Genomic DNA, 22,696 nt, shown 5'->3' on the forward strand with positions numbered 1-22,696 from the left:
GGCACCTGACGGGAGGAGACCCGGTGGGCCTCAGACCGCCTGGGCGTAGTCGGTGAGGATGATCCCCGTGGCCAGGGACTCCTCGTACTCCGTCCGTGCCGTCTCCAACAGGCGACGCCAGGACATCACCGTCGGCCTACGGCGCAGCAGCGCCCTGCGCTCTCGTTCGGTCATGCCCCCCCAGACACCGAACTCCACGCGGTTGTCGAGGGCGTCAGCCAGGCACTCCGTGCGCACGGGACACCCGCTGCACACCGCCTTGGCGCGATTCTGCGCCGCCCCCTGGACGAACAACTCGTCCGGATCACTAGTGCGGCAGGCTGCCTGCGCACTCCAGTCGTCTACCCAGCCCATCCCGGCGCCGTCCTCTCCCGAATCGGGGCTCCCCCACGGCGGCAACGGCATATTCACCGTTGCCAGTTGAGGACGTTACGGAAGAACTGCAGAGAGCAACAGCCCTGCTGTGCCCAATCTCAAATGACCCGATCGGACTATGGGTATCTGACACCTCACTCGTTGGAGTGATCGCAGGTCGCAGCCCTTGCCAGGGCCACCCGGACCACTCTCGTCACGCTCTGCCATGCCCGCGCGGGCGACCGGGGGTGCAAATCAACCCGGAACACGCCAAATCGGGCAAAGCTCATCACTCACAAGAGTGATGAGGTTGAACGGAGTGCAGCTGTCGCAGTGTTGTGACAAGCGTAGGCGAACACCTGCCCCCATGTCCGTGATTCCGGCACGTAGTCTTCTCCCCATGGCACCTCAGCGACCCGCGGGATCCCCGCTTGACAAGGCCGGCCTCGGAGTGAAGCTCCTGGGCGTCAGTGTGCTCGCCGGGATCCTGGTGGCCGGCATGGCCCTCCCGGCCGTCGGCACGCTGGGTCTGACGGCGAAGGACGCCGCGGACAGCCTCGGGAACCTGCCCGACGACCTCAAGCGCCCGCCGCTCTCCCAGGCGTCGTACATCTACGACAACAAGGGCAACGAGATCGCCAAGGTCTTCGACCGCGACCGCACGGTGCTGACCAAGGACCAGATGGCGCCGATCATCCGCCAGGCGCAGGTCGACATCGAGGACAACCGCTTCTTCGAGCACGGCGCCGTCGACGTCAAGGGCATCCTGCGCGCGATCGGCAAGAACGCCGAATCCGGCTCCGCCAGCCAGGGTGCCTCCACGCTGACCCAGCAGTACGTCAAGAACGTCTTCGTCGAGCAGGCCGGTGACGACACCGCCGCCGTGCAGGAGGCGCAGCGCAAGACCCTGGGCCGCAAGATCCAGGAGCTCAAGTACGCCATCAAGCTGGAGCAGGACCTCTCCAAGGACGAGATCCTCACCAACTACCTGAACATCACCTTCTACGGTCACCAGGCGTACGGCATCGAGGCGGCGGCCAACCGCTACTTCAGCAAGAGCGCCAAGGACCTGAGCATCCCCGAGGCCGCCATGCTGGCCGGCCTGGTGCAGAACCCGACGGCCTACGACCCGGTGCTGCACCCCAAGGCGGCCCAGACCCGCCGCGACACGGTGATCAACAAGCTGCTCGAGTACAAGCACATCACCCCGCAGCAGGCCAAGGACGCGCTGGCCGCCCCGCTGGGCATCCAGTACCACGAGCCGCTGAACGGCTGCATCACCGCCAAGAACGGGATGGGCTTCTTCTGCGACTACGTCCGCCACGTGGTCAAGCTCGACCCGGTCTTCGGCAAGTCCGCCGCCGACCGGCAGAAGCTGTGGAGCCAGGGCGGGCTCAAGATCTACACCACCATCGACCCGGACAAGCAGGCCGCCGCGTACAGCGCCGTGACCAAGCGGGTCTTCCCGACCGACGACGTGTCGGCCGCGATGACCATGGTCAAGCCGGGCAGCGGCGAGATCCTGGCGATGGCCCAGACCCGCCCGTACGGCCTGGACGCCAAGCAGCACCAGACCGTGCTCAACCTGAACGTCGACCTCGCCATGGGCGGCGGCAGCGGCTTCGCCCCCGGCTCGACCTTCAAGCCGATCCTGGCCGCGGCGGCCCTGGAGAACGGCACACCGATCACCCAGACGTACCCGGCGCCGCAGAAGATGGACTACCCCAAGATGTCCACCTGCAACGGCACCTGGAACGAGAAGGGCGTGCCGGTCGAGAACGAGAGCAAGAGCGAGGTCGGCCCGTTCTCGATGAACGAGGCCATGGCCAAGTCGGTCAACACCTACTTCGTGCAGATGGCGCAGGACGTCGGCCTCTGCCCGATGAAGCAGATGATCAACAAGGTCGGCATCAAGAACCTCGCGAGCGGCGCGGCGATCAAGGAGGTGCCCTCCTCGGTGCTCGGCACCCTGGAGGTCAGCCCGATGAAGATGGCCGGCGTCTACGCCACCTTCGCCGCGCGCGGCCTGCACTGCGACCCGATCGCGATCAGCTCGGTGGTGGCCGCCGACAACAAGAAGCTCGACGTGCCGCAGGCCAACTGCACCCAGGCGATGTCCCAGTCCACCGCCGACGGGGTCAACACGCTGCTCAAGACGGTGACCGAGAAGGGCACCGCGGCCAACATCAAGCTCGACGGCCGCGAGTTCGCCGGCAAGACCGGTACCACCGACAACCGGTACGCCGCCTGGTTCGACGGCTACACCCCCGACCTGGCCACCGCCGTCTGGCTCGGCGGCCCGTCCGGGAACGTCTCGATGCGTGACATCCGCATCGGCGGCCACTACCGCGACCAGGTCTACGGCGCCGACGGCCCCGGCCCGATCTGGGCCGACGCGATGAACGACGTGGTCGACGGCACGCCGAAGTCCACCTTCACCCTGGTCGATATCCCGGTCCCCACCCCCACCCCGGACCCGAACGCCTCCCCCACCGACACCCCGTCGACCCCCTCCAACGACAACGCCAACAACGCCGGCGGCCTCATCGGCGGCGGCTTCACCCTCCCGCCCGGCTTCATCGGCGGCGCCAACGGCGGCCCCTCCACCCCGCCCACCGGCAAGCCCACCAAGCCCGGCCACCACTGACCCGAGCATCGGAAAACGCCCGAGGGGCGCCCTCGACCGTTCGTGGTCGGGGGCGCCCCTCGGGCGTTTCGTCCGGAGTCTCGGAAGGGCAGCGGCACGGTGGAGCCGCCTGGCGGAGTGCCCGGGCCACCGCGCAGTGATGCCGGCGGCTCAGCCCAGGAGGGCGGCCTTCACGGCGGCGGCGACGCGGCCGCCCTCGGCCAGGCCCTCGGTCTTGGGCTTGACCAGCTTCATCACGGCACCCATCGCCTGCGGGCCGGAGGCGCCGCTCTCGGCCACGGCGGCGGCCACGATCGCGGCCAGCTCGGCGTCGTCCAGCTGCTTGGGCAGGTAACGGGCCAGCACCTCGCCCTCGGCGCGCTCCTGCGCGGCCGACTCGGTGCGGCCGGCCGTGTCGAAGGCGGTGGCGGCCTCGCGCCGCTTCTTCGCCTCGCGGCCGATCACCTGGAGCACCTCGTCGTCCGAGAGCTCCCGCTTCTCCGTGCCCGCCACCTCCTGCGCCGTCACGGCGGTCAGCGTCAGCCGCAGGGTGGACGAGACCAGCTCGTCCCGGGCCTTGATCGCAGCCGTGAGGTCATCCCGCAGCTGCTCCTTCAGGGTAGTCATGCCGTGATTCTGACATTTGCCCGGTTCGATCACCTCCCCTTTATCCCCGCACGCCCTCCCCCCGGCCCACCCCGGCCGTGAACTGCGCGAACTCCGCCGGCGAGGTGACCACGTCCTGCCCGGCCAGCAGCATCGGCAGCGGCGCCTGCCCCCGCATCTCCCGTCCCCGCCCCCTCCACCTGACTGAGACTCAGCCCGCTCGTACCGGCGTGTCGCCGCCGCCCCGGCGTCTGCGACCATGGACCGATGCGACCGCTGTACTCCGTACCCCTCGGCATCGCCGCCACCGGCGCCGCCTGCCTCGCCTACTCCGCCGGATACGAGGTCCGTTCCTTCCGGCTCCGACGGGTCGAAGTACCGATCCTGCCGAAGGGCGCCCGGCCGCTGCGGGTCCTCCAGGTGTCCGACATCCACATGGTCACCGGGCAGGGCAAGAAGCAGCGCTGGCTCCAGAGCCTGGCCGGCCTGCGCCCGGACCTGGTGGTCAACACCGGCGACAACCTCTCCGACCCGCTCGGCGTGCCGGCCACCCTGGACGCGCTCGGCCCGCTGATGGAGTTCCCCGGCGTCTACGTCTTCGGCTCGAACGACTACTACGGGCCCGCCAAGAAGAACCCGGCCCGCTACCTCAAGGCACTCAAGACCGGCGTGCACGGGCTGAACAACCCCGACGGGACCCGCAAGCGCGGGATCACCGGCGCGGTGCACAACCCCTGGCAGAAGCTCCGCGACGGCTTCGACGCGGCCGGCTGGCTCGACCTCAACAACACCCGCGGCCGCCTCACCCTCGGCGGCCTGGAGGTCGAGTTCACCGGGCTCGACGACCCGCACATCCGCCGCGACCGCTACCAGGACGTCACCGGCGGCCCCTCCGCCGACGCCGACCTCTCCCTCGCCGTGGTCCACGCCCCCTACCTCCGGGTCCTGGACGCCTTCACCGCCGACCGCTACCCCTTGATCCTGGCCGGCCACACCCACGGCGGCCAGCTCTGCGTCCCCTTCTACGGCGCCCTGGTCACCAACTGCGACCTCGACGCCAAGCGGGTCAAGGGCCTCTCCGATCACCGCGCCGGCGGCCACCGCTCCTACCTCCACGTCTCGGCCGGCTGCGGCACCAACCGCTACACCCCGGTCCGCTTCGCCTGCCCCCCGGAGGCCACCCTCCTCACCCTCACCCCCCGCCCCTGACCCCCCAGCTCACCCCACCGGATACCGATTTTGGTCTCCCGGCCCACGTCCGGTAGAGTTCTACTCGTTGCGCCGGACACGGAAGCAACAACAGCAGGACCGGGGTGTGGCGCAGCTTGGTAGCGCGCTTCGTTCGGGACGAAGAGGCCGTGGGTTCAAATCCCGCCACCCCGACCCAGTAGTAAGACTCAGGGCCCTATCGGAGAAATCCGGTAGGGCCCTGAGTCGTTCTGCGCGTCTGACTGAGTGACTGTCCCTCAGGGTCGGGCTCGAGTACCCGACGAGCTGTGAGATCTCCTCCAGGGGTGCACCGGATCTTCGCCCCCGACTCATCCGGGCGGCCGCCTTCGACCAACCGAATGATTTTCAGACTCCACGCCGTCAGCACGGGGCTCGGCAGTCCCGCCCCCCGGAGTTCGCATGCCTACCATGCGCCGTGAGCGCCCTGCACAGACCGGGGCTTCCGCCTCCAGAAACGGCTGAACGAATGAGATCAAGGATCCGTGGTCGGCTTCGGGCCTGGGCCACCATCGGTGTCACGCTCGCGGTCGTGGCAGGTACAGCCGCCGCCGCACCTACGGAGAACCCGCCCAGCGACCTCGGGCCCGACATCACGGCGATCATGGACAAGCCCGCGTACAAGCACGCGCAGTGGGGCCTGCTGGAGATCGACGCCGAGAACGGGCACGTCGTCCACTCCAGGTACCCCGACCAGTTCTTCATGCCGGGTTCGACCGTCAAGCTGATCACCATCTCCGGTGCCTGGCACGACCTCGGCCCGGACCACCGCTTCACGACACCGGTGAACGCGGTCGGCCGACTCAACGGATCGACCCTCACCGGCAACCTGGCGCTCGTCGCCCAGGGCGACCTCACCATGGGCGGCCGGACCAAGCCGGACGGGTCGGTCGACTTCACCCCCATCGACCACACCTACGCCGACGACGTCCCGGGCGCCACCCTCACACCCGAGGACCCGCTCGCCGGCCTGGACCAGATCGCCCGGCAGGTCCGCGACTCGGGCATCACCACGGTCGACGGTGATGTGGTGATCGACGCACGGCTGTTCACGCCCCCGCCGATGATCACCCCCCAGCCGACGCCCCTCATGATCAACGACAACGTCATCGACCTGCTGAGCACGCCGACCTCCCCCGGGCAGCCCGCCCAGCTGAGCTGGCGCCCGCAGGTCGCGCCGTACCGGGTCACCACCACCGTCCGGACGGTGGAGGCCGGTGGCACCACCGACATCCAGGTCTCCGCGTCCCCCGACGGCACGGCGATCACGCTCTCCGGCACGATCGCCGCCGACGCCCAGCCCGCCCTGAAGAACTCCCGGATCCAGGACCCCAACGCCTTCGGGCGCACCGCCCTGATCGAAGCCCTGGGCCGCGCCGGGGTCACCGTCACCGCCCCACCCACCGGGCCCAACCCGGACAGCACGCTGCCCGCCTCGTACACCGGCGATCAGCAGGTGGCCGCCTTCGTCTCACCGCCGTACCGCGACTACGCCAAGCTGATCCTGAACGTCAGTCACAACCTCGGCGCCAACCTGGCCCTGTGCAACATCGCCGCGAACCACGGCAGCAAGGACTGCTTCGACGCCTTCCCGGTCATCCACGACTTCCTCGCCCGTACGGCGAACGTCGACCCGACCCAGTTCCAGCTGACGGACGGACGCGGTGACGTCCCCGTCGACCGCGTCACCCCCACCGGGCTCAACCAGCTGCTCGCGTACTGGCTGCGTACCCCCGACGCGGATGCGTTCCGCACCTCACTGCCGATCCTCGGCGTGTCCGGCACGGGTGCGCTCTACTGCACCACCGACTGCCCGGCCAAGGGCAAGGTCTTCGCCAAGCCCGGCACCATCATCGGCGGCGACCTGCTCAACCAGCAGATCGCCATCAACGCGCAGACGTATGCGGGATACCTCCAGGCGGACGACGGCCACCTCTACACCTTCTTCGTCGGCGTCAACGGCGCGGCGGCACCGACCATCCAGGGATTCTTCGACACCAACGACGACGTCGACCAGATCGCCGTCATCCTCCAGCAGGAGGCGTGCGCAGAACGCGAGGCCGGCCGCTCGCACCACGGGCAACTGCGCCCCTGACACCGCTTCTGACATGTGTGGACGACCTCAGCCGGCGGGCTGCTCTGAAGGACCGGCTCAGGGGGCGAAGGCCGAGAGGTCGAGGGCGGCGAGGCGGGCGGGGTCGGTGAGGACGGTGATGTGGGTGATGAGGCCCGCGTGGACGGTGAAGGACATGACGGAGAGGGGGCCGGCCGGGGAGATGACGACGGCGCCCGGGGTGCCGTTGATCAGGGCGGGGCGGGCGTAGGGGGAGAGGGAGCCGAAGGTGACGGCCTGGGAGGAGACCAGGGCGGCGCCGGTGAAGGTGACCGGGCGGCGGTGGCGGCCGGCGGCGCCGTCGGCGCGCAGGACGACCTCGGGGTGGAGCACGGAGACGAGGGTGTCGAGGCGGCCGTCGCGGGCGGCCGCGAAGAAGGCGTCGACGACCTCGCGCTGACGGGCCAGGTCGGGGTCGGGGCTCGGGGCGCCCTCGCGGACGCGGCGGCGGGCCCGGCTGGCGAGCTGGCGGGTGGCGGCCGGGGTCTTGTCGATCAGCGGGGCGATCTCCTCGAAGGGCACCGCGAACATGTCGTGCAGCACGAAGGCCAACCGCTCGGCCGGCTTCAGGGAGTCGAGGACCACCAGCAGGGCCAGCCCGACCGCGTCGGTCAGCAGCGCCTCGTGCTCCGGGTCCACCCCGCTCTCGGGGCTGATCACCGGGTCGGGGATCCGCAGGTCCAGCGGGTCCTCGCGGCGCTGCTCGCGCGAGCGCAGCATGTTGAGGCAGACCCGGGCGACCACGGTGGTCAGCCAGCCGGCCAGGTTCTCGACCTCGCTGACGTCGGTACGGCTGAGCCGGATCCAGGCCTCCTGGACGGCGTCCTCCGCCTCGCTGAACGAGCCGAGGGTGCGGTAGGCGACCGCGCGGAGCCTGGGCCGCTGCGCCTCGAAGCGGTCCGCCAGCTCCGGCCCGGCCATGCCCTCGGTCTGCTCGCCCATCGCGTTCCGCCCCCTCCGGTCCCCCGACCACTCACCCCCACTCTCCCGCATCCATGATCACCGCGTCGCACCGCCCCCGCCGCGATGCGACCACCGGAACGCGGCCCCGGAAGCCGCCGTGATGCAATGGCCGGTGGGGCCGGCGACGGTCCGTGGACGGACCGTCCGCCTACCGCTCGGGGGAGCCCAGTCATGCCGTACACCGCCCTGCCCGGTCCAGTGACTGAACACATGTCCAGAGCAGCCGGCGGGTTGGCCCGGCGGCGGACCCGGTGGGCGGTGCTCGCCCTGGTGGTGGCCGCGGCCCTCGCGGTCCGCGTGCCGGGCCGGTGGTTCGAGACCGTCGACTACCTGCTGTTCCTGCACCCCTGGTACGAGCACATAGCCACCCACGGCGGCTTCCACGCGCTCGCCGACACCGGGTTCGCCGACTACAACGTCCCGTACCTGTACCTGCTGGCCGTGCTGACCCACCTGCCGGCGGTGCCGCCCCTGCTCGGCATCAAGGCGGTCTCGGTCGGCTTCGAGCTGCTGCTCGCCTTCTTCGTGTACCGGATCACCGGGCTGCGGCACCCGGGCCGCCCGGGCCTGCCGGTGCTCGCGGTGGCACTCACCCTGCTGCTGCCCTCGGTGGTGGTCAACGGCGCCTGGTGGGCGCAGTCGGACGCGGTGTTCGCCGCGTTCGTGCTCGGCGCCGTCTACCACGTGCTGCGTCAACGGCCTTGGTGGGCCTGCACGTTCTTCGGGCTGGCGCTGGCCTTCAAGCTCCAGGCGGTGTTCGCCTTCCCGTTCCTGCTGGTGATGCTGCTGCTCGGCCGGGTGCCGTGGCGGGCGCTGCTCGCGGTGCCCGCCGTCTACCTGGCGCTGGACCTGCCCGCACTGCTGCTCGGCCACGAACCGGTCGCCCTGTTCACGGTCTACGCCCGGCAGACCACCACCTACGGCGGCCTGACTCTCAACGCGCCCTCGGTCTACCAACTGCTGCCCGACCCGGCCGATCCGGACCTCGCCCGGCGGCTCGGCATCCTGGCCACCGCCGGGGTGGTGCTCACCCTCGCCTCGCTGGGCGTGTTCTGCCGACGCGGGCTGGACACGATGTACTCCGGAGGCAGCGAAAGGCATCTGACGGGCCGTCATGTACTGCTGACGGCGACCGTCTCGGTGCTGGTCACGCCCTTCCTGCTGCCCGCGATGCACGACCGGTACTTCTACCTGGCAGACGTGTTCACGCTGCTCGCGGCCTTCGAGCTGCCCCGGCGGCTCTGCTGCCTGCCGGTGCTGCTGCAACTGGCCTCGTTCGGCTCGGACTTGATCTACCTGCGGCACCCGTGGGCGGCGCCCAACCCGATGCCGCAGATGGCCGGCTACGCGGCGGCCGTGGCCCTGGCGCTGGCCGTCCTCCTCCGGACGACGGCCGGGGAGTTCCGCACCGAGCGCACCAGGCGGACCGAACGCACCCGGCGCACCCGGCCAACCGGGGCCCCGGAGCGGCCGAGGACGGCGGAGCCCAGGACCGTCACGGGCCCCAGCCGGAGTCCTCGTCGGACGGTGAGTGCTCGCCCACCTGGGCGGCCGTGAGCTTCCGGACCATCGCGCACACCTCTTCCACCGGGAGTCGGGGGCGGTGCTCCGCCCCCGACTCCCATCCTGCCGAGGTGAAGCCGCGCCGGGAAGCGAGGACCGGCGGAGGTCTCGTGCCACGGAATGCCACAGAGGTCGGGCCCGGACGCATAAGCGGTCATACAAGGACTTACAGGGTCGAATCACCGCTGACGGCCCACCGCTGACGGCCCACCGTCGAGGGCGCGCACGAACTTGGATGAGCGTCAGCTCCCGTAGCGGGCCAGGTAGTGCCAGACCCGCTTCAGGTCCTGCGGGTCGTACGCGCCGGTCCGGACGGCCGCGCCGATGATCCGAGGGTCGAGCAGGCCGTCCTCGGCGATCTCGGCGCCCAGCTCGACGTACTCCGGGCCCCGGAAACCGGGGTGGCGGCGCAGCTCGGCGACGGTGAGGCGGAAGCCGCCGTGCCACTCCACCGGGCAGGGCAGCCGGGCGGCGGCGGCCTCGACCTCGGTGCCCCGGTAGCAGGGGTCGAGCACGATCGCCTCCACGTGATGCTCGAAGAGCACCGGCCCGTGCACCTGAGCCTCGATGTAGTCGTCCAAGGCGTCCGGCTCGTCCGCCTCGGCCAGGGCCACCAGGCCGAACTGCTCGGCCACCCCGAAGGACTCGGGCTCGGCCACGCTGTCCGGGTAGCAGAAGGTGGCCCGGGCCAGGGTGTCCGGCGTCAGCCGCAGGTGAGCCGACCCGAAGCGCGGGGCGGCGCCGAACGGGCGCCGGCGGTGGTTGAGCGCACCGTAGACGGGACGCTCGGCGGCGGGCGCCGCGTCGTACGCACCGCCGAAGATCCGACTCTCCCAGCGCCAGCGGTCCCCGCCGGGGTGGGCGGTCAGACCGCCGTTGCCGGTGCCGGTGACGAACTGCGAGCGGTAGACCCCGTCCTCGGCGAAGGCCGCGAGGATGCCGCGGCCGGTCACTGCCCGGTCCGGGTGGAAGTTCATCGTCAGCCGCAGCGCGCCGTCCACCGGCCCACCCGCCAGTGACCGCGCCGCCACGTGCGCCAGCGCCCGCCGGGCGGGTGTGGCGGCGTCCCCGTGCGTCCCGGTGTCCGTCATCGCCGCAGTCTGCCGCAGCCGGGCCGGCGGGTGCACCCGGTTTCGGCCCCGGAGGCTCGGTGTCACCGTGCGGACACTCTGAGTGGCAGCACCCCCGCATTCCCCATAGCTTCGAGCGGGTGCCTCCGCGCGCCCACGGCCCCGCAGCGAACCAGGAAGGCAGGCCACCACCCCATGCCGAGGCGACCGTCACCCCTACTCCCGGCGGCCGCGGCCGCCGTGCTCACCTGTCTGGCCCTGGCGCCGCCCGCGCATGCCGCCGCGCCCACGGGCACCGGCGGCACGCGCTGGCACGTCGTCCACCCGGGTGAGTCGATCCAGCAGGCCGTGGACGCGGCCCGGCCCGGCGACGGCGTGCTGGTGCTGCCGGGCACCTACCGGGAGAGCGTCCGGATCACCACCCCGCACCTCACCCTCCAGGGCCTCGGCCAGGACGCCGTCCTCACCCCTCCCGAGGCCCCCGCCACCTCACAGGCCACCCCGCAGGCCGGCCGGCGCAGCGAGCAGCCGCCCGCCCCGCCCGCCGGGTCCTGCGCCGCCGCCGGCCACGGCATCTGTGTGGACGGTACGGCCGCCGCGCCGCTGCCCGGCGTCACGGTGGCCACGCTGACCGTCCGGGGCTTCCCGAAGAACGGGCTGGACGCCTCCGGCACCGACGGCCTCCAGGTGCACGGCGTGCTCGCGCTGGACAACGGGCAGCAGGGCATCAGCGAGGAGAAGTCGGTGCGGTCCGTGGTCCGGGACAACGACGCCCGGGGCAACGGGCAGGCCGGGGTGTTCCTGGCCAACGCCGCGTACGAGGAGGGCGGCGCGATCGACACCCGGGGCTCGGTGATCAGCGGCAACCGGCTGAGCGGCAACCGGCTCGGCGTGGTCGTGCGGCGGGCCCGGGAGCTGACCGTGGCGGCCAACGAGGTGCACGGCAACTGCGGCGGGGTCTTCGTCATCGGCGACGAGAACCGGCCCCGGGCGGGCGCGCTGACGGTGCGCGGCAACCACGTGTACGAGAACAACGCCTACTGCCCGCCCAACCCCCGGCTGGGCTTCATCCAGGGCAGCGGGATCCTCTTCACCGGCGCCGAGGACAGCCTGGTCACCGAGAACCGGGTCGAGGACAACACCGGCGACTCGTCGATGTCCGGCGGGATCGTGCTGCTGCGCAGCCTGGTCGGCTCGCCGAACTCGGGCATCACGGTGACCGACAACCTCGTGCTGCGCAACGGCCCGGCCGACCTCGCCGACCGCGACACCGGCTCCGGCAACACCTTCGCCCGCAACACCTGCGCCGTCTCCGAACCGGCCGGCCACTGCTGACCCACCACTGACCCACTCCCCACCCCGAACTGCCAACCACCCCCCAGGGAAGGCCCCATGAGCACCACCGCTCCCCCGAACGCGAACCCCTCCCCCACCCCCGGCTCCACCATGCGGCTGCGCGAACTGGTCTTCGGCGCCGCCTGCGCCGCCGCCCTGCGCGCCGCCGCCTCGCTCCGGATCGCCGACGCGCTCGGCGAACAGCCCATGACGGTGAACGAATTGGCCGACGCCGTCGGCGTCGAGCCGAGACCGCTGCGGCGGCTGCTGCGCGCGCTCTCCTGCTACGGCGTCTTTACCGAGACCGGCGAGGACAGCTACGCGCACACCGACATGTCCCGCCAACTGCGCGAGGACGCACCGGACAGCCTGCGCTACATCACCCTCTGGTGCACCGAGCCGTGGACCTGGCAGGCCTGGCCCCGGCTGGAGGACGCCGTCCGCACCGGCCGCACCGTCTTCCCCGAGCTGTACGGGCGGGAGTTCTTCGACTACCTGCACAGCGGCGAGGCCGAGGACTCGGCCCGGGTCTTCGACCAGGCGATGACCCACTCCAGCCGGCAGTCCGCCGCCGATCTGGCCGGGTACCTCGACCTCAGCGGGATCGGCTCGGTGGCCGACATCGGCGGCGGGCAGGGCCAGGTGCTGGCCGGCCTGCTGGCCAAGCACCCCCAGCTGCGCGGTACCCTGCTCGACCTGCCCAAGGTGGTCGAGCACGCCGACCCGCGGCTGCGCCCGGGCGGTGAACTCGCCGACCGGGCCCGGCTGGTGGGCGGTGACTGCCGGGAGGCCATCCCGGTGGAGGCCGACCTCTACATCATCAAGAACATCCTGGAGTGGGACGACGAGAGCACCCGCCGCACGCTGGCCAACGTCCGGGCCGTCGCCCGGCCCGGGGCCCGGCTGGTCGTGGTGGAGAACCTGGTCGACGACAGCCCCTCGATGCGCTTCACCACCGCGATGGACCTGCTCCTGCTGCTCAACGTCGGCGGCGCCAAGCACTCCCGGGAGAGCCTGCTCGCGCTGCTCACCGAGGCCGGCCTGCGGGTCACCGGAGTGCACCCGGTCAACCCGTACCTGCACGCCTTCGAGGCCGAGATCGGCTGAACCGGAGAGCACACGAGTGGGGCGCGAGGCTTCGAGCCTCGCGCCCCACTCCGATGACCGGCCCGCTACCGCTCCCAGCGGTAGAACTCCCGGGCCATCGCGTCCTTGGGCTCCCGCCAGGTGGCCGGGTCGTACGCCTGGACGTAGGCGGTGAGTTGCTCACTGACCGAGCGGAACTCGGGGTGGGCGACGTGCTTGGCCACCTCCGGGCCGGGCGCGCGCTCGGCCTCGATCAGGTGCAGGTAGAGGTCGCCGAACTGGAACAGGCTGCGGCCGGTGACGCCGATCAGGTGCGGGAGTTCGCCCTGGTCGGAGGTCTCGAAGACCCGGGCGATGTCGGGGGCCGCGCCGGGCTTCATCCGGGCGACGATCAGGGCACGGTGCACGGCCGATCAGTCCTTCCCGACTCGCGCCTCGACCTTGGCCCGGATCAACTCCATCTGGACGCGCGAGTTCTGGTTGATCCGGTCGGTCATCCCGGCGTCGTCGATCGGGGCGGTGGGCTTCATCGCGAAGTCCTGCACCCAGCGCATGTGGGTGCCCTGCGGCAGGTCCTGGTACTCCCAGCGGATCTCCATGAACTCGAACGGCCCCGGCTCGACCCGGCGGGCCCGGACGGCCAGCCCCGCCCGGTCGGTCTCCCGCTCGGAGACCCAGCTCCAGATCTGGCCGTTCTCGTCCGGGTGCATGGTGAGCCGGAAGCGGGTGAGCGCGTCCTGCCGGTCCAGCACCTCCACCGAGGCGTACTCGCTGAAGAGTTGCGGCCAGCTCTCCAGGTCGTTGGTGATCTCCCAGACCAGGTCGACCGGGGCGTTGATCAGGATCGCGTTGTCGGTGTGGCCGGGCATCTCAGACCCCCTTCACGGCGGCGGCGTTGACGTTGTCGAGCAGCTCCGCGGGGGTGCGCGGCAGCTCGCTGCCGAGCTTCAGGCCGTGCCGGTTCTCCAACTCGGCGACCAGGCCGAGCACGCCGAGCGAATCCACTCCCAGTTCGTCGAAGCCGATCCCGGGCTCGCCGATCCGGTCCGGGTCGACGGTGACGCCGGCCTTGGTGTGGATGAGGTCGGCGAGCTGGGTGTAGGTGAGGTCCATCGGAGTTCTCCCAAAGAGCAGTAGGAACAACGGATTTCAGTACGGGCGGCGCAGTACGAGCGCCGAGTTGGAGCCCATCAGCCCCCGGCTGAGCACCAGGGCGGTGCGCAGCTCGGCGGCGCGGGCGAAGCCGGTCACCAGGTCGATGTCGAGGCCGTCGCGGAGCGCGGTGACGCCCGGGGTGGGCGGGATCAGGCTCTGCTCCATGGCGAGCACGGCGGCGGCGGTGTCGATCAGCGGTGCGCCGCAGTAGGCCCGGCCGGTACCGGACTTGGGCGCGGTGACCGGCACGTAGGCGGCGTGTTCGCCGAGCGCGTCGGCCAGCGCGAGGGCCTCGGCGAGGTCGGCCTCGGGGACGCCGAGGGCGTCGGCGAAGACCACGTCGACCTCGTCGGGGGCGCAGTGCGCCTCCTCCAGGGCGCCCCGGATGGCGTGGGCCAGGCCCTCGCGGGAGGCGGCCCAGGCCGAGGCGCCGGTGAAGGTGGCGGCATGGCCCGCGAGTTCGGCCCGGATCCGGGCACCCCGGCCGCGCGCGGTGGCCTCGTCCTCGACCACGAACATCGCGCCGCCCTCGGCCGGCACGAAGCCGCTCGCGGCCGGGCTGAACGGGAGGTAGGCGCTCTCCGGGTCCTCGGCCAGGCTCAGTTCGGGGTAGCCGAGCTGGCAGACCACCGAGTACGGGGCGAGCGGGGCCTCGGCGGCGCCGACCACCACGGTGTCGGTGCCGCGCCGGATGGTGCGGGCGGCGTGGGCCAGCGCGTCCAGGCCGCCCGCCTCGTCGCTGGCCACCACCCCGCAGGGGCCCTTGAAGCCGCCGCGGATCGAGATCTGGCCGGTGGAGGCGGCGTAGAACCAGGCGATCGACTGGTAGGGGCCGACGAACTGCGGCCCCTGGCCCCAGAGTTGCTGGAGCTCGCGCTGGCCGAACTCGCCGCCGCCGGAGCCCGCCGCGGTGACCACGCCGATCGCGAACGGCGAGCCGGCCTCCCGCTCGAACCGGGCGTCGGCCAGGGCGAGGTCGGCGGCGGCCATCGCGTAGTGGGTGAACCGGTCGGTCTGCACCAGGTAGCGGCCCTCGACCGCCTCCTCGGCCTCGAAGCCGGTGACCTGGCCGGCCACCCGCAGCGGCAGCCGCTCGCAGCCCTCCCGGGTGACCGGGCCGAGCACGTTGCGACCCTCCCGGGTGGCCTTCCAGAAGTCGTCCGCGCCGACCCCGTTGGGGGAGATCACGCCGATGCCGGTGAGCACGGCCCGGCGGCCGGGCAGGATCGCCGTCATGCCGCCACCCCCGCCTGCCGGAGCAGCACGGCCGACTGGAAGCCGCCGAAGCCGCTGCCGACCGAGAGCACGTGCCGCAGCCGGGCCGGCCGGGCGGTGCGCGGCACGTAGTCGAGGTCGCACTCCGGATCCGGCGTCTCGTAGTTGGCCGTGGGCGGCACCACCTGGTGCATCAACGCCAGGACGCAGGCGGCGAGTTCGATCGCGCCGATGGCGCCGAGCGAGTGGCCGACCATGGATTTGATCGAGCTCATCGGCGTCGCGTAGGCGTGGGCGCCGAGCGAGCGCTTCACGGCGGCGGTCTCGTGCCGGTCGTTCTGCTTGGTGCCGGAGCCGTGCGCGTTGACGTAGTCGATCTCGCTGCCGTCCACCCGGGCGTGGGCCAAGGCCCGGTCGATCGCCTCGGACATCTCGCGTCCCTCCTGGGTCAGCCCGGTCATGTGGTAGGCGTTCCCGTAGGTGGCGAATCCGCCGATCTCGCAGTGCACTTGGGCCCCTCGGCGGCGGGCGTGGCCGAGCTCCTCGAGGATCAGCACCGCCCCGCCCTCGCCGAGCACGAAGCCGTCCCGGTCCGCGTCGAACGGGCGGGAGGCGTGCGCCGGGTCGTCGTTGCGCTCGGAGGTGGCGTGGATGGCGTCGAAGCAGGCCACCGTGATCGGGGAGATCGGCGAATCGGCCGCCCCGGCCACGCAGACGTCGGCCCGGCCCTCCTCGATCGCGTGGAAGGCGTAGCCGATCGCGTCCAGGCCCGAGGTGCAGCCGGTGGAGACGCTCTGCACCGGCCCGCGCGCGCCCACCCGCTCGGCCACCGCCGAGGCCAGGGTGGAGGGCGAGAAGGCCCGGTGCAGGTGCGGATCGGCCCGGCGCGGGTCCACCGCCCAGCGCGCGCCGCCGTCGCTGACGGCGGTGTAGTCGTGCTCCAGCCGGGTGGTGCCGCCCACGGCGGTGCCCAGCGAGACCGCGACCCGCCAGGGGTCCAGCGCCGCCAGATCGAGCCCGGCGTGGCGCACCGCCTCGTCGGCGGCGGCCAGCGCGAACTGCACGTACCGGTCGGAGCGGGCCACCGTGGCCGGGTCGAGCCCGTGCGCGGCCGGGTCGAAGTCGCATTCGGCGGCGATCCGGGACCGGAAGCCGGTCGGGTCGAAGAGGGTGATGCCCCGGGTCGCCGTCCGGCCGGCGGTCAGCTGCTCCCAGAACGCGGGGGCGCCGATCCCGCCGGGGGCGACCACGCCGATCCCGGTGACGGCCACCCGCCTGGTCATGCGACGACCTCGCTGGGCGCGGGGTGTTCCGGCGGCGGGGTGGCGGCCTCCGGCGCCTCCTCGGTGCTGACGTGCCCGAGCTCGGGGCGCGGGGCGAGCGGGCCGAGGTGGAAGACCATCCGGGCCTCGGTGCGGCCGACGTTGCGGAACCGGTGCCGCATGTCGACGGGGATCATCAGCCCGTGGTCCGGCCGCAGCCGGTGCGGCTCCCCGTCCAGGTCCACCTCCAGCTCGCCGCTGACCACGTACACGAACTCCTCCGAGTACGGGTGGTAGTGCTCGGCGATCCGCTCGCCCGGCCGGACGATCGCCAGCCCCATGAAGCCGCTGGTGGAGCCGACGGCGGTGGGGGTGAGCAGGGGCCGCAGCTCGGCACCGTGGCGACGGTTGGACGGCGCCTCGTCGATGTGCAGGATGCGGGGGTGCGGAGTGGTCATCTCGGGCTCCTCAAGCTGGGCGAGATCGGGGATCAGGCGTCTTTCGCGCGGCGGTCGGTGAGCAGCGCCATCGAGCAGTCGGCGGCGAACCGGGCCAGGCCGGCCGGGGTGCGCAGGTCGTGGCCGACGGGTGCGGTCAGCCGGGCCAGCACCGCGACGGCCCGGGGGCCGACCACGCCGAGGGCCAGCGCGGGCACCGTCTCGGGCTCGGCGGTCAGGTCGACCACCCGCACCACGGTGTCCTCGCGCTGGAAGACGGTGCTGCCCGCGAACGGGTGACCGCCCTCGCGGACGGCGAGCGCGTCCTGGCGGGCCAGCAGTGCGGCCACCGCCGCGCCGCAGCCGGGCCGAACGGGGTACTGCAGGGCGTACCGGGTCACCGTGCCGCGCGGCTGCTCGGCCGCCGTGTGGTGCACGGCGGGCAGTGCGGCCCGCATGAAGAAGGCCCTCGCCGACTCCGGGTCGGCCAGGTCGCGGTGCTGCTCCAGGTACGGGTTGATCGCCTCCTCCACCGCCCGCACCTCGGGCTGGGCGGCCACGTGCCGCAGGGCGGCAGCCAGGTCGCCCTCGACCTCCACCGAGCGGACCACCCGGTTGCCGCGCAGGAAGAGGGAGGTGCGCAGCAGCCGGGTGTGGTCGTCCACCCGGGCGGCCGGGGAGCTGTAGCCGGAGAGGATCCGGGCCACCTCGGGCTCGCTGCCGGGCTTCACGGTGAAGGTCAGCGCGTGCCGCACGGTGCCGTCCAGCACCGGGGCCTGGGTGGAGTCGAAGGTCTCCTCGCCGGAGGTCTCCCGCATGATGCTGAACCGCAGGCTCCGGGTGTCCCGGACGCAGCCGTGCAGCGGCCGGACCATCGCGCGGTGGGCCTCGCTGTCCACCCAGGCCAGGAACGGCTGCGCGCTCTCCCATTCGCTGGTGATCAGCCACTGCGAGGGGTCCTCGATCGACTGGCAGAGCTGGTCGGTGACGTGGCCGGGCACGGCCGCGACCTGGTGGCGGAGCTGCTCGTAGGCGGCCAGGAAGCGCTGCTGGGCGCCGTCCATGACGTCGCAGAGCAGCACGACGCGGAGCCTGGTGCGGGTGGCCGCGGAGCGGCCGGCCGGGGAGTGGGTCAGGGTGCTCACGGGGGTGGTCATGTATCCGTCTCTCCTTGGACGTCCACGGCGGCGGCCCGGCCGGACCGTGGCGGGTGACCGGGCGTGACGTGCTGCCGGTGACTGGTCCGGGAGGGGCGATCGACGCTCGGTGACCGCCGCTGAAACCTGAGGTCGATCGTGCGGGGAGCATCCGTACCGCGCGAGAGCTGGAAGCCATCCGGGCGAACGGCGCGGCGGGCGGGCGTCCTGGCCGAGCGGCTTCGGGCCGGAGGGCCGAGGGTGGACGGCATGAACGCTGTGGAGACTGAGGTGGACGTGGTGAAGACTCCGGTGCTGATCGTGGGGGGCTCGTTGGTGGGGCTCTCCGCCTCGCTCTTCCTGGGCCGGCTCGGGGTGCCGCACCTGCTGGCCGAGAAGCACGCCGGCACCTCGCACCATCCGCGCGGGCGCGGCAACAACGTCCGCACCATGGAGCTGTTCCGGGTGGCCGGGGTGGAGGACTCGATCCGGGCCGCCGCCTCGGTGCTCGCCGAGAACCACGGCATCCTGCAGGCCGACACCCTGAGCGGGGCCGAACAGGAGTGGCTCTTCAAGGAGATCGACCCGGGCGGCGCCCTGGCGAAGTTCAGCCCGAGCGGGTGGTGCCTGTGCAGCCAGAACGACCTGGAGCCCGTACTGCTGCACCGCGCCCGGGAGTTGGGCGGCGACCTGCGGTACGGGACGGAGCTGGTGAGCTTCGAGCAGGACGCGGACGGGGTGACGGCCCTGCTCCGGGAGCGGGACGGCGGAGCCGAACGGACCGTGCGGGCCCAGTACTTGATCGCGGCGGACGGACCGCGGAGCCCCGTGCGGGAGGCCCTGGGGATCGGGCAGACCGGGCGCGGCGACCTCTTCCACAACGTGTCGGTCACCTTCAAGGCGAAGCGGCTGGCGGACGTGGTCGGCGACCGGCGGTTCATCGCCTGCTACCTGACCGATCCGGCCGGGGCCGGTGCCCTGCTGCCGGTGGACAACCGGGAGCAGTGGGTCTTCCACCTGCCCTGGCACCCGGAGACGGGCGAGGAGTTGGACGCCTTCACGGACGAACGGTGCATCGCGCACATCCGGGCGGCGGCCGGGGTGCCGGACCTGGAGGTGGAGATCACCGGTCGGGCGCCGTGGCACGCCGCGGAACGGGTGGCCGAGCGGTACTCGGCCGGGCGGGTCTTCCTGGCGGGCGACGCCGCGCACGAGATGTCGCCGACCGGGGCGTTCGGCTCCAACACCGGGATCCAGGACGCGCACAACCTGGCCTGGAAGTTGGCTGCCGTGCTGGGCGGTTGGGCCGAGGCGGGGTTGTTGGAGAGCTACGGGCGGGAGCGACGGCCGGTGGCGGTGGCCACGGCCGCGCGGGCCGCCGAGCGGTCGGCGGAGCACCGGCACCCCGGGTACGCGGCCCTGCCGGGAGCCGGGCGGCAGCAGAACGTGCTGGCGGTGGCGCTCGGCTACCGGTACGCGGAGCCGGTGATCCCGGAAAAGTTCGAGCCGGGTCGGGTCGTGGTGGGCGGCCGGGCCCCGCACCGGTGGCTGCCGGACGGGCGGTCGACGCTGGACCTCTTCGAGGGGTCGTTCACCTTGCTGGTGAGTTCTCCCCAGGCTGTGGACAGCGGTGCGGTGCCGTTGCAGGTGGTGGAGGTGCCCGGGGTGGAGGGGGCCGTGCTGGTGCGGCCGGATGGGTTCGTGGCTTGGGCCGGGGAGGATGTGGGCGAGGTCCGGGGGGTGTTGGAGGGGCTGTTGGGGCGCTGATCACCGAGTGCACGCCCCAGGGGATGCCCTCGCGGTCCCCGAGCCCCTGGGGTGGCTGCTCTGCTCATCGAAGAATCCGGTCAGCTCCCCCCGTCCTGCGACTCCCAGCTTCGGGTAGGCCTTGTAGAGGTGGTGGCCCACCGTGCGGGGGCTCAGGAAGAGTTGGGCGGCTATGTCGCGGTTGGGGAGGCCCTGGGCGGCCAGGCGGACGATCTGGAGTTCCTGTGGGGTGAGGGTGGCCAGGGGGCCGGTGGGCGGGGTGGCGGGGGTGGGGGTGCCCGTGGCGGCGAGCTCGGTGCGGGTGCGGGCGGACCAGGGGTGGGCGCCGAGGCGGTCGAAGGTTTCGAGGGCCGCGCGCAGCGGGGTACGGGCCTCGGTGCGGCGGCGGGTGCGGCGGAGCCACTCGCCGTAGAGCAGGGCGGTGCGGGCCTGTTCGAAGGGGCGGGTCGGCGCGTGCTGGTCGAGGGCGGCCAGGTAGGCGGATTCGGCCAACTCCTCCGGGCCGAGCAGGGCTTGGCAGCGGAGGCGGAGGGCATGGGCCCAGGGCTGGTCGGCGGCGGTGGCCCAGCGCTCCCAGCGCTGGTGGGCCTCGGCGGCCGCCTCCGGGGTGCCGAGGCGGACGGCGGCCTCGACCAGGTCGGGGACGGCACGGGTGGCCGAGACGTGGTGGCGGTAGCGGCCGCCGGTCAGCGTGCCGAGGCGGTCCAGCGCGGCGGCGGCCCGGCCGTGGCCGAGGTCGAGCAGGGCAAGGGCCCACTGGGCCCAGGGGTGGCCGGCCGCCTGGGCCGGGCCGGGGGCGTCGAGGGCGGCGGCGGCCAGCTCGGCGCAGGTCTGTTCTTCGCCCGCGATGGCCGCCACGTAGGCCTGCAGGCTCCGGAGTTGACTGACCCACTGACGCTGGCCGGTGTCCATGGCCAGGGCCAGGCCCTCGGCGGCGGTGACTTCGGCGTCGCGGTGGCGGCCGTGGAAGAGCTCGGCCTCGGCCTGGAAGAAGAGCAGGGTGGGCAGCGGGCCGACGGCTCCGGTGGTGCGGGCCTCGGCCGCGAGCTCGGCGGCCAGGCGGTGGGTCTCCTCGTCCCGCCCCAGGATCAGGGTCGCGCCGCAGACCTGGACCAGATCGCGCGGTGCGGCGCCCGCCCGGCGGGCCCGGTCGATCACCTCGGCGGCCGGCGGCAGGGCGGGGGCCGGGCGGCCGAGCAGGGGCCGGGTGACGGCACTCAGGTACTCGGCGAGCGGTGCGGCGGGGTCGGTGGACGGCAGTGCGAGGGTGGACAACTCGTCGATGACGGTGCCGAGTTCCGGCTCACCGAGGTACCAGGCGACGTGGAAGGCCTGGAGCAGCAGCCGGGCGCGGTCGCCTCCGACGGACTCGCTCCGGGCTCCCGCCAGGAGGAGCTCGTACGCCGCCGGGTGGTCACCGCGACGGAAGTGGGCGGTGGCGCGGGGGCCGGTGAGGAGGGGGGTGGCGGCGGGGGTGCGGGCGAGGGCGCGGGTGGCGAGGGCTTCGGCCTGGTCCAGATCGCCGGCCTCGGTGGCCGATTCGGCGGCGAGGACCAGGCGGTGGGTGGCCAGGGCGGGGTCGGGGGTGAGGCGGGCGGCGCGTTCGAAGGCGGCGGCGGCACCGGCGGGGCCGCCGCGGGCGGCGGCTGCGGTGGCGGTGCGGGCGAGGGCGTCGGCGAGGGCCGCGTCGGGGCCGGTGGCGGCCAGGGCCTGGTGCCAGGTGCGGCGGTCGCCCGGTGGGCAGGCTTCGGCGAGGGCCCGGTGGGCGGCCAGTCTGGCCGACAGTGGCGCCCGTTGGAGCACGGCGGCGCGCAGCAGGGGGTGCCGGAAGAGCAGGCGGTGGTCGGCCGTGACCCGCAGGACGGCCTGCTCCTCGGCGGGCGGCAGGCTGTCGGGGCCGACGCCGAGGGTGGCGGCGGCCCCGAGGACGGTGTCGAGTTCGCCGCTCTCCTCGGCCGCCGCGACCAGCAGCAGGGTCTGGGTGGCGGCGGGCAGCCGGGTGATCCGGCCGTGGAAGGCCAGGCCGAGGCGGCCGGTGAGCGGGACGGTGCCGGGGCCGGAGCCGGGCGGTTCCAGGGCGAGGGCGGCGGGGAGTTCGATGAGGGCCAGCGGGTTGCCGTGCGCCTCGGCGAGCACCCGGCGGGCGATCGCCTGGGGCCGGCCGGCGAGCAGCTCGGCGGCGGCGGTCGGGGCCAGCGGGCCGACCGGCAGTTCGGCCAACCCCGGGGCAGGGAAGGCCCCTTGATCGTCCCGGGCGGCGAAGAGCAGCACCACCGCCTCGGCCCGGAGCCGGCGGGCGGCGATCAGCAGGGCCTCGGCGGAGGCGCCGTCCAGCCAGTGCGCGTCGTCCACCAGACACAACAGGGGCTGCTCGGTGGCGAGTTCGGCGAGCAGGCCGAGGGTGGCCAGGCCGGTGAGCAGCCGGTCGCCCGGGCCCTGCTCGGCCAGGCCGAAGGCCGCCTCCAGGGCGCGGCGCTGCGGGCCGGGCAGCGCGGACAGCCGGTCGGCCGCCGAGCCGAGCAGCAACCCGAGCCCGGCGAAGGGCAGTTCGGCCTCGCTCTCCACCCCGGCCGCCCGGATCACCCGGAACCCCTCGGCCCGTTCCTCGGCATGGTCGAGCAACGCGCTCTTGCCGATGCCCGGTTCACCCCGCAGCACCAGCGCCGCGCTCCGCCCGTCCCGGGCCTGTGCCAGCAGCCGGTCGACGACCTGCTGCTCCCCCGCTCTCCCGTACAGCATGACCAGGACTCTAGTCAGCTACGTCATCCGGTACCTATCCCT

19 protein-coding genes and 1 tRNA gene are annotated in these 22,696 nt (G+C 72.8%); 8 read left to right on the forward strand and 12 right to left on the reverse strand.

The genetic code is table 11. The annotated features are described in order from the left end of the window. Window positions 1-30 precede the first annotated feature (30 nt). A complete protein-coding gene (locus CFP65_RS17675; RefSeq protein ID WP_174805546.1) occupies window positions 31-354 on the reverse strand; it encodes a WhiB family transcriptional regulator in 324 nt (107 codons plus the stop codon). Between the two features lie 400 nt (window positions 355-754). On the opposite strand from CFP65_RS17675, the gene CFP65_RS17680 reads away from it, so the two are divergent. Continuing rightward, window positions 755-3,001: a transglycosylase domain-containing protein gene (locus tag CFP65_RS17680; protein WP_104817012.1), complete on the forward strand. Its 2,247-nt coding sequence runs from the start codon at window positions 755-757 to the stop codon at window positions 2,999-3,001. 150 nt (window positions 3,002-3,151) lie between these two features. Here the strand turns inward: CFP65_RS17680 and CFP65_RS17685 are convergent, their stop codons facing one another. Next, window positions 3,152-3,607 (reverse strand): GatB/YqeY domain-containing protein, encoded by a 456-nt coding sequence (locus CFP65_RS17685; protein WP_104817013.1) that lies wholly within the window; start codon window positions 3,605-3,607, stop codon window positions 3,152-3,154. Between the two features lie 246 nt (window positions 3,608-3,853). Between CFP65_RS17685 and CFP65_RS17690 the strand changes: the two genes are divergently transcribed. From CFP65_RS17690 to dacB, 3 genes are all read left to right on the forward strand, one after another. Next, window positions 3,854-4,795, forward strand: a complete 942-nt coding sequence (locus CFP65_RS17690; protein ID WP_104817014.1) for a metallophosphoesterase — start codon at window positions 3,854-3,856, stop codon at window positions 4,793-4,795. 100 nt (window positions 4,796-4,895) lie between these two features. Beyond that, a tRNA-Pro gene (locus tag CFP65_RS17695) sits at window positions 4,896-4,969 on the forward strand. A gap of 376 nt (window positions 4,970-5,345) precedes the next feature. Then, entirely contained in the window at window positions 5,346-6,908 is a 1,563-nt protein-coding gene (dacB, locus tag CFP65_RS17700; protein WP_254552438.1) for a D-alanyl-D-alanine carboxypeptidase/D-alanyl-D-alanine-endopeptidase, read from the forward strand. Window positions 6,909-6,965: 57 nt separating this feature from the next. Here the strand turns inward: dacB and CFP65_RS17705 are convergent, their stop codons facing one another. Beyond that, window positions 6,966-7,868, reverse strand: coding sequence for a sigma-70 family RNA polymerase sigma factor (locus CFP65_RS17705; protein WP_254552439.1), 903 nt, complete (start codon window positions 7,866-7,868; stop codon window positions 6,966-6,968). Between the two features lie 231 nt (window positions 7,869-8,099). Between CFP65_RS17705 and CFP65_RS17710 the strand changes: the two genes are divergently transcribed. After that, window positions 8,100-9,446, forward strand: a complete 1,347-nt coding sequence (locus CFP65_RS17710; RefSeq protein WP_158702227.1) for a glycosyltransferase 87 family protein — start codon at window positions 8,100-8,102, stop codon at window positions 9,444-9,446. 248 nt (window positions 9,447-9,694) lie between these two features. Here CFP65_RS17710 and CFP65_RS17715 read toward each other — a convergent pair whose 3' ends face one another. After that, the gene (locus CFP65_RS17715) at window positions 9,695-10,543 is read right to left on the reverse strand and encodes a DUF3626 domain-containing protein (RefSeq protein WP_104820954.1); all 849 of its coding nucleotides are present in this window, start codon (window positions 10,541-10,543) and stop codon (window positions 9,695-9,697) included. A 174-nt stretch (window positions 10,544-10,717) separates the two neighbouring features. Between CFP65_RS17715 and CFP65_RS17720 the strand changes: the two genes are divergently transcribed. Next, window positions 10,718-11,857: a nitrous oxide reductase family maturation protein NosD gene (locus CFP65_RS17720; RefSeq protein ID WP_104817017.1), complete on the forward strand. Its 1,140-nt coding sequence runs from the start codon at window positions 10,718-10,720 to the stop codon at window positions 11,855-11,857. Window positions 11,858-11,914: 57 nt separating this feature from the next. Next, window positions 11,915-12,964, forward strand: coding sequence for a methyltransferase (locus tag CFP65_RS17725; RefSeq protein ID WP_254552440.1), 1,050 nt, complete (start codon window positions 11,915-11,917; stop codon window positions 12,962-12,964). 65 nt (window positions 12,965-13,029) lie between these two features. Here CFP65_RS17725 and CFP65_RS17730 read toward each other — a convergent pair whose 3' ends face one another. Genes CFP65_RS17730 through CFP65_RS17760 form a run of 7 tightly spaced genes read right to left on the reverse strand, consistent with a single transcriptional unit; the run spans window position 13,030 to window position 18,169 of the window. Continuing rightward, on the reverse strand, window positions 13,030-13,350 hold the full coding sequence (locus tag CFP65_RS17730) for a TcmI family type II polyketide cyclase (RefSeq protein WP_104817018.1): 321 nt from the start codon (window positions 13,348-13,350) through the stop codon (window positions 13,030-13,032). A gap of 6 nt (window positions 13,351-13,356) precedes the next feature. Beyond that, window positions 13,357-13,812 (reverse strand): SRPBCC family protein, encoded by a 456-nt coding sequence (locus CFP65_RS17735; protein WP_104817019.1) that lies wholly within the window; start codon window positions 13,810-13,812, stop codon window positions 13,357-13,359. Window position 13,813: 1 nt separating this feature from the next. Then, the gene (locus CFP65_RS17740; RefSeq protein WP_104817020.1) at window positions 13,814-14,056 is read right to left on the reverse strand and encodes an acyl carrier protein; all 243 of its coding nucleotides are present in this window, start codon (window positions 14,054-14,056) and stop codon (window positions 13,814-13,816) included. Window positions 14,057-14,092: 36 nt separating this feature from the next. Further along, a complete protein-coding gene (locus CFP65_RS17745) occupies window positions 14,093-15,334 on the reverse strand; it encodes a beta-ketoacyl synthase N-terminal-like domain-containing protein (RefSeq protein ID WP_104817021.1) in 1,242 nt (413 codons plus the stop codon). Continuing rightward, entirely contained in the window at window positions 15,331-16,596 is a 1,266-nt protein-coding gene (locus CFP65_RS17750; protein WP_104817022.1) for a beta-ketoacyl synthase, read from the reverse strand. The genes CFP65_RS17745 and CFP65_RS17750 overlap by 4 nt, the downstream gene beginning before the upstream one ends. After that, the gene (locus CFP65_RS17755) at window positions 16,593-17,033 is read right to left on the reverse strand and encodes a cupin domain-containing protein (RefSeq protein WP_104817023.1); all 441 of its coding nucleotides are present in this window, start codon (window positions 17,031-17,033) and stop codon (window positions 16,593-16,595) included. Before CFP65_RS17755 ends, CFP65_RS17750 begins: the two co-directional genes overlap by 4 nt. Window positions 17,034-17,065: 32 nt before the next feature. Further along, window positions 17,066-18,169 carry a SchA/CurD-like domain-containing protein gene (locus tag CFP65_RS17760; protein WP_104817024.1) on the reverse strand — a complete coding sequence of 368 codons (1,104 nt, stop codon included), beginning with the start codon at window positions 18,167-18,169 and terminating at the stop codon, window positions 17,066-17,068. 249 nt (window positions 18,170-18,418) lie between these two features. Here CFP65_RS17760 and CFP65_RS17765 point away from each other — a divergent pair, with 249 nt between their 5' ends. Beyond that, window positions 18,419-19,915: an FAD-dependent monooxygenase gene (locus CFP65_RS17765; protein ID WP_104820956.1), complete on the forward strand. Its 1,497-nt coding sequence runs from the start codon at window positions 18,419-18,421 to the stop codon at window positions 19,913-19,915. Here CFP65_RS17765 and CFP65_RS41825 read toward each other — a convergent pair whose 3' ends face one another. Beyond that, on the reverse strand, window positions 19,916-22,654 hold the full coding sequence (locus CFP65_RS41825; protein ID WP_104817025.1) for an AAA family ATPase: 2,739 nt from the start codon (window positions 22,652-22,654) through the stop codon (window positions 19,916-19,918). Between the last annotated feature and the right edge of the window lie 42 nt (window positions 22,655-22,696).

The organism is Kitasatospora sp. MMS16-BH015 (assembly GCF_002943525.1).
Classification (GTDB): domain Bacteria; phylum Actinomycetota; class Actinomycetes; order Streptomycetales; family Streptomycetaceae; genus Kitasatospora.

Bases quoted from the DNA above. Each gene is read 5' to 3' on its own strand.
- CFP65_RS17755 (WP_104817023.1), bottom strand. From the start codon at position 17,033: ATGACCACTCCGCACCCCCGCATCCTGCACATCGACGAGGCGCCGTCC.
- CFP65_RS17690 (WP_104817014.1), top strand. From the start codon at position 3,854: ATGCGACCGCTGTACTCCGTACCCCTCGGCATCGCCGCCACCGGCGCC.
- CFP65_RS17765 (WP_104820956.1), top strand. From the start codon at position 18,419: ATGAACGCTGTGGAGACTGAGGTGGACGTGGTGAAGACTCCGGTGCTG.
- CFP65_RS17680 (WP_104817012.1), top strand. From the start codon at position 755: ATGGCACCTCAGCGACCCGCGGGATCCCCGCTTGACAAGGCCGGCCTC.
- CFP65_RS17710 (WP_158702227.1), top strand. From the start codon at position 8,100: ATGTCCAGAGCAGCCGGCGGGTTGGCCCGGCGGCGGACCCGGTGGGCG.
- CFP65_RS17760 (WP_104817024.1), bottom strand. From the start codon at position 18,169: ATGACCACCCCCGTGAGCACCCTGACCCACTCCCCGGCCGGCCGCTCC.
- CFP65_RS41825 (WP_104817025.1), bottom strand. From the start codon at position 22,654: ATGCTGTACGGGAGAGCGGGGGAGCAGCAGGTCGTCGACCGGCTGCTG.
- CFP65_RS17715 (WP_104820954.1), bottom strand. From the start codon at position 10,543: ATGACGGACACCGGGACGCACGGGGACGCCGCCACACCCGCCCGGCGG.
- CFP65_RS17740 (WP_104817020.1), bottom strand. From the start codon at position 14,056: ATGGACCTCACCTACACCCAGCTCGCCGACCTCATCCACACCAAGGCC.
- CFP65_RS17705 (WP_254552439.1), bottom strand. From the start codon at position 7,868: ATGGGCGAGCAGACCGAGGGCATGGCCGGGCCGGAGCTGGCGGACCGC.
- CFP65_RS17685 (WP_104817013.1), bottom strand. From the start codon at position 3,607: ATGACTACCCTGAAGGAGCAGCTGCGGGATGACCTCACGGCTGCGATC.
- CFP65_RS17725 (WP_254552440.1), top strand. From the start codon at position 11,915: ATGAGCACCACCGCTCCCCCGAACGCGAACCCCTCCCCCACCCCCGGC.
- CFP65_RS17675 (WP_174805546.1), bottom strand. From the start codon at position 354: ATGGGCTGGGTAGACGACTGGAGTGCGCAGGCAGCCTGCCGCACTAGT.
- CFP65_RS17735 (WP_104817019.1), bottom strand. From the start codon at position 13,812: ATGCCCGGCCACACCGACAACGCGATCCTGATCAACGCCCCGGTCGAC.
- CFP65_RS17745 (WP_104817021.1), bottom strand. From the start codon at position 15,334: ATGACGGCGATCCTGCCCGGCCGCCGGGCCGTGCTCACCGGCATCGGC.
- CFP65_RS17720 (WP_104817017.1), top strand. From the start codon at position 10,718: ATGCCGAGGCGACCGTCACCCCTACTCCCGGCGGCCGCGGCCGCCGTG.
- CFP65_RS17750 (WP_104817022.1), bottom strand. From the start codon at position 16,596: ATGACCAGGCGGGTGGCCGTCACCGGGATCGGCGTGGTCGCCCCCGGC.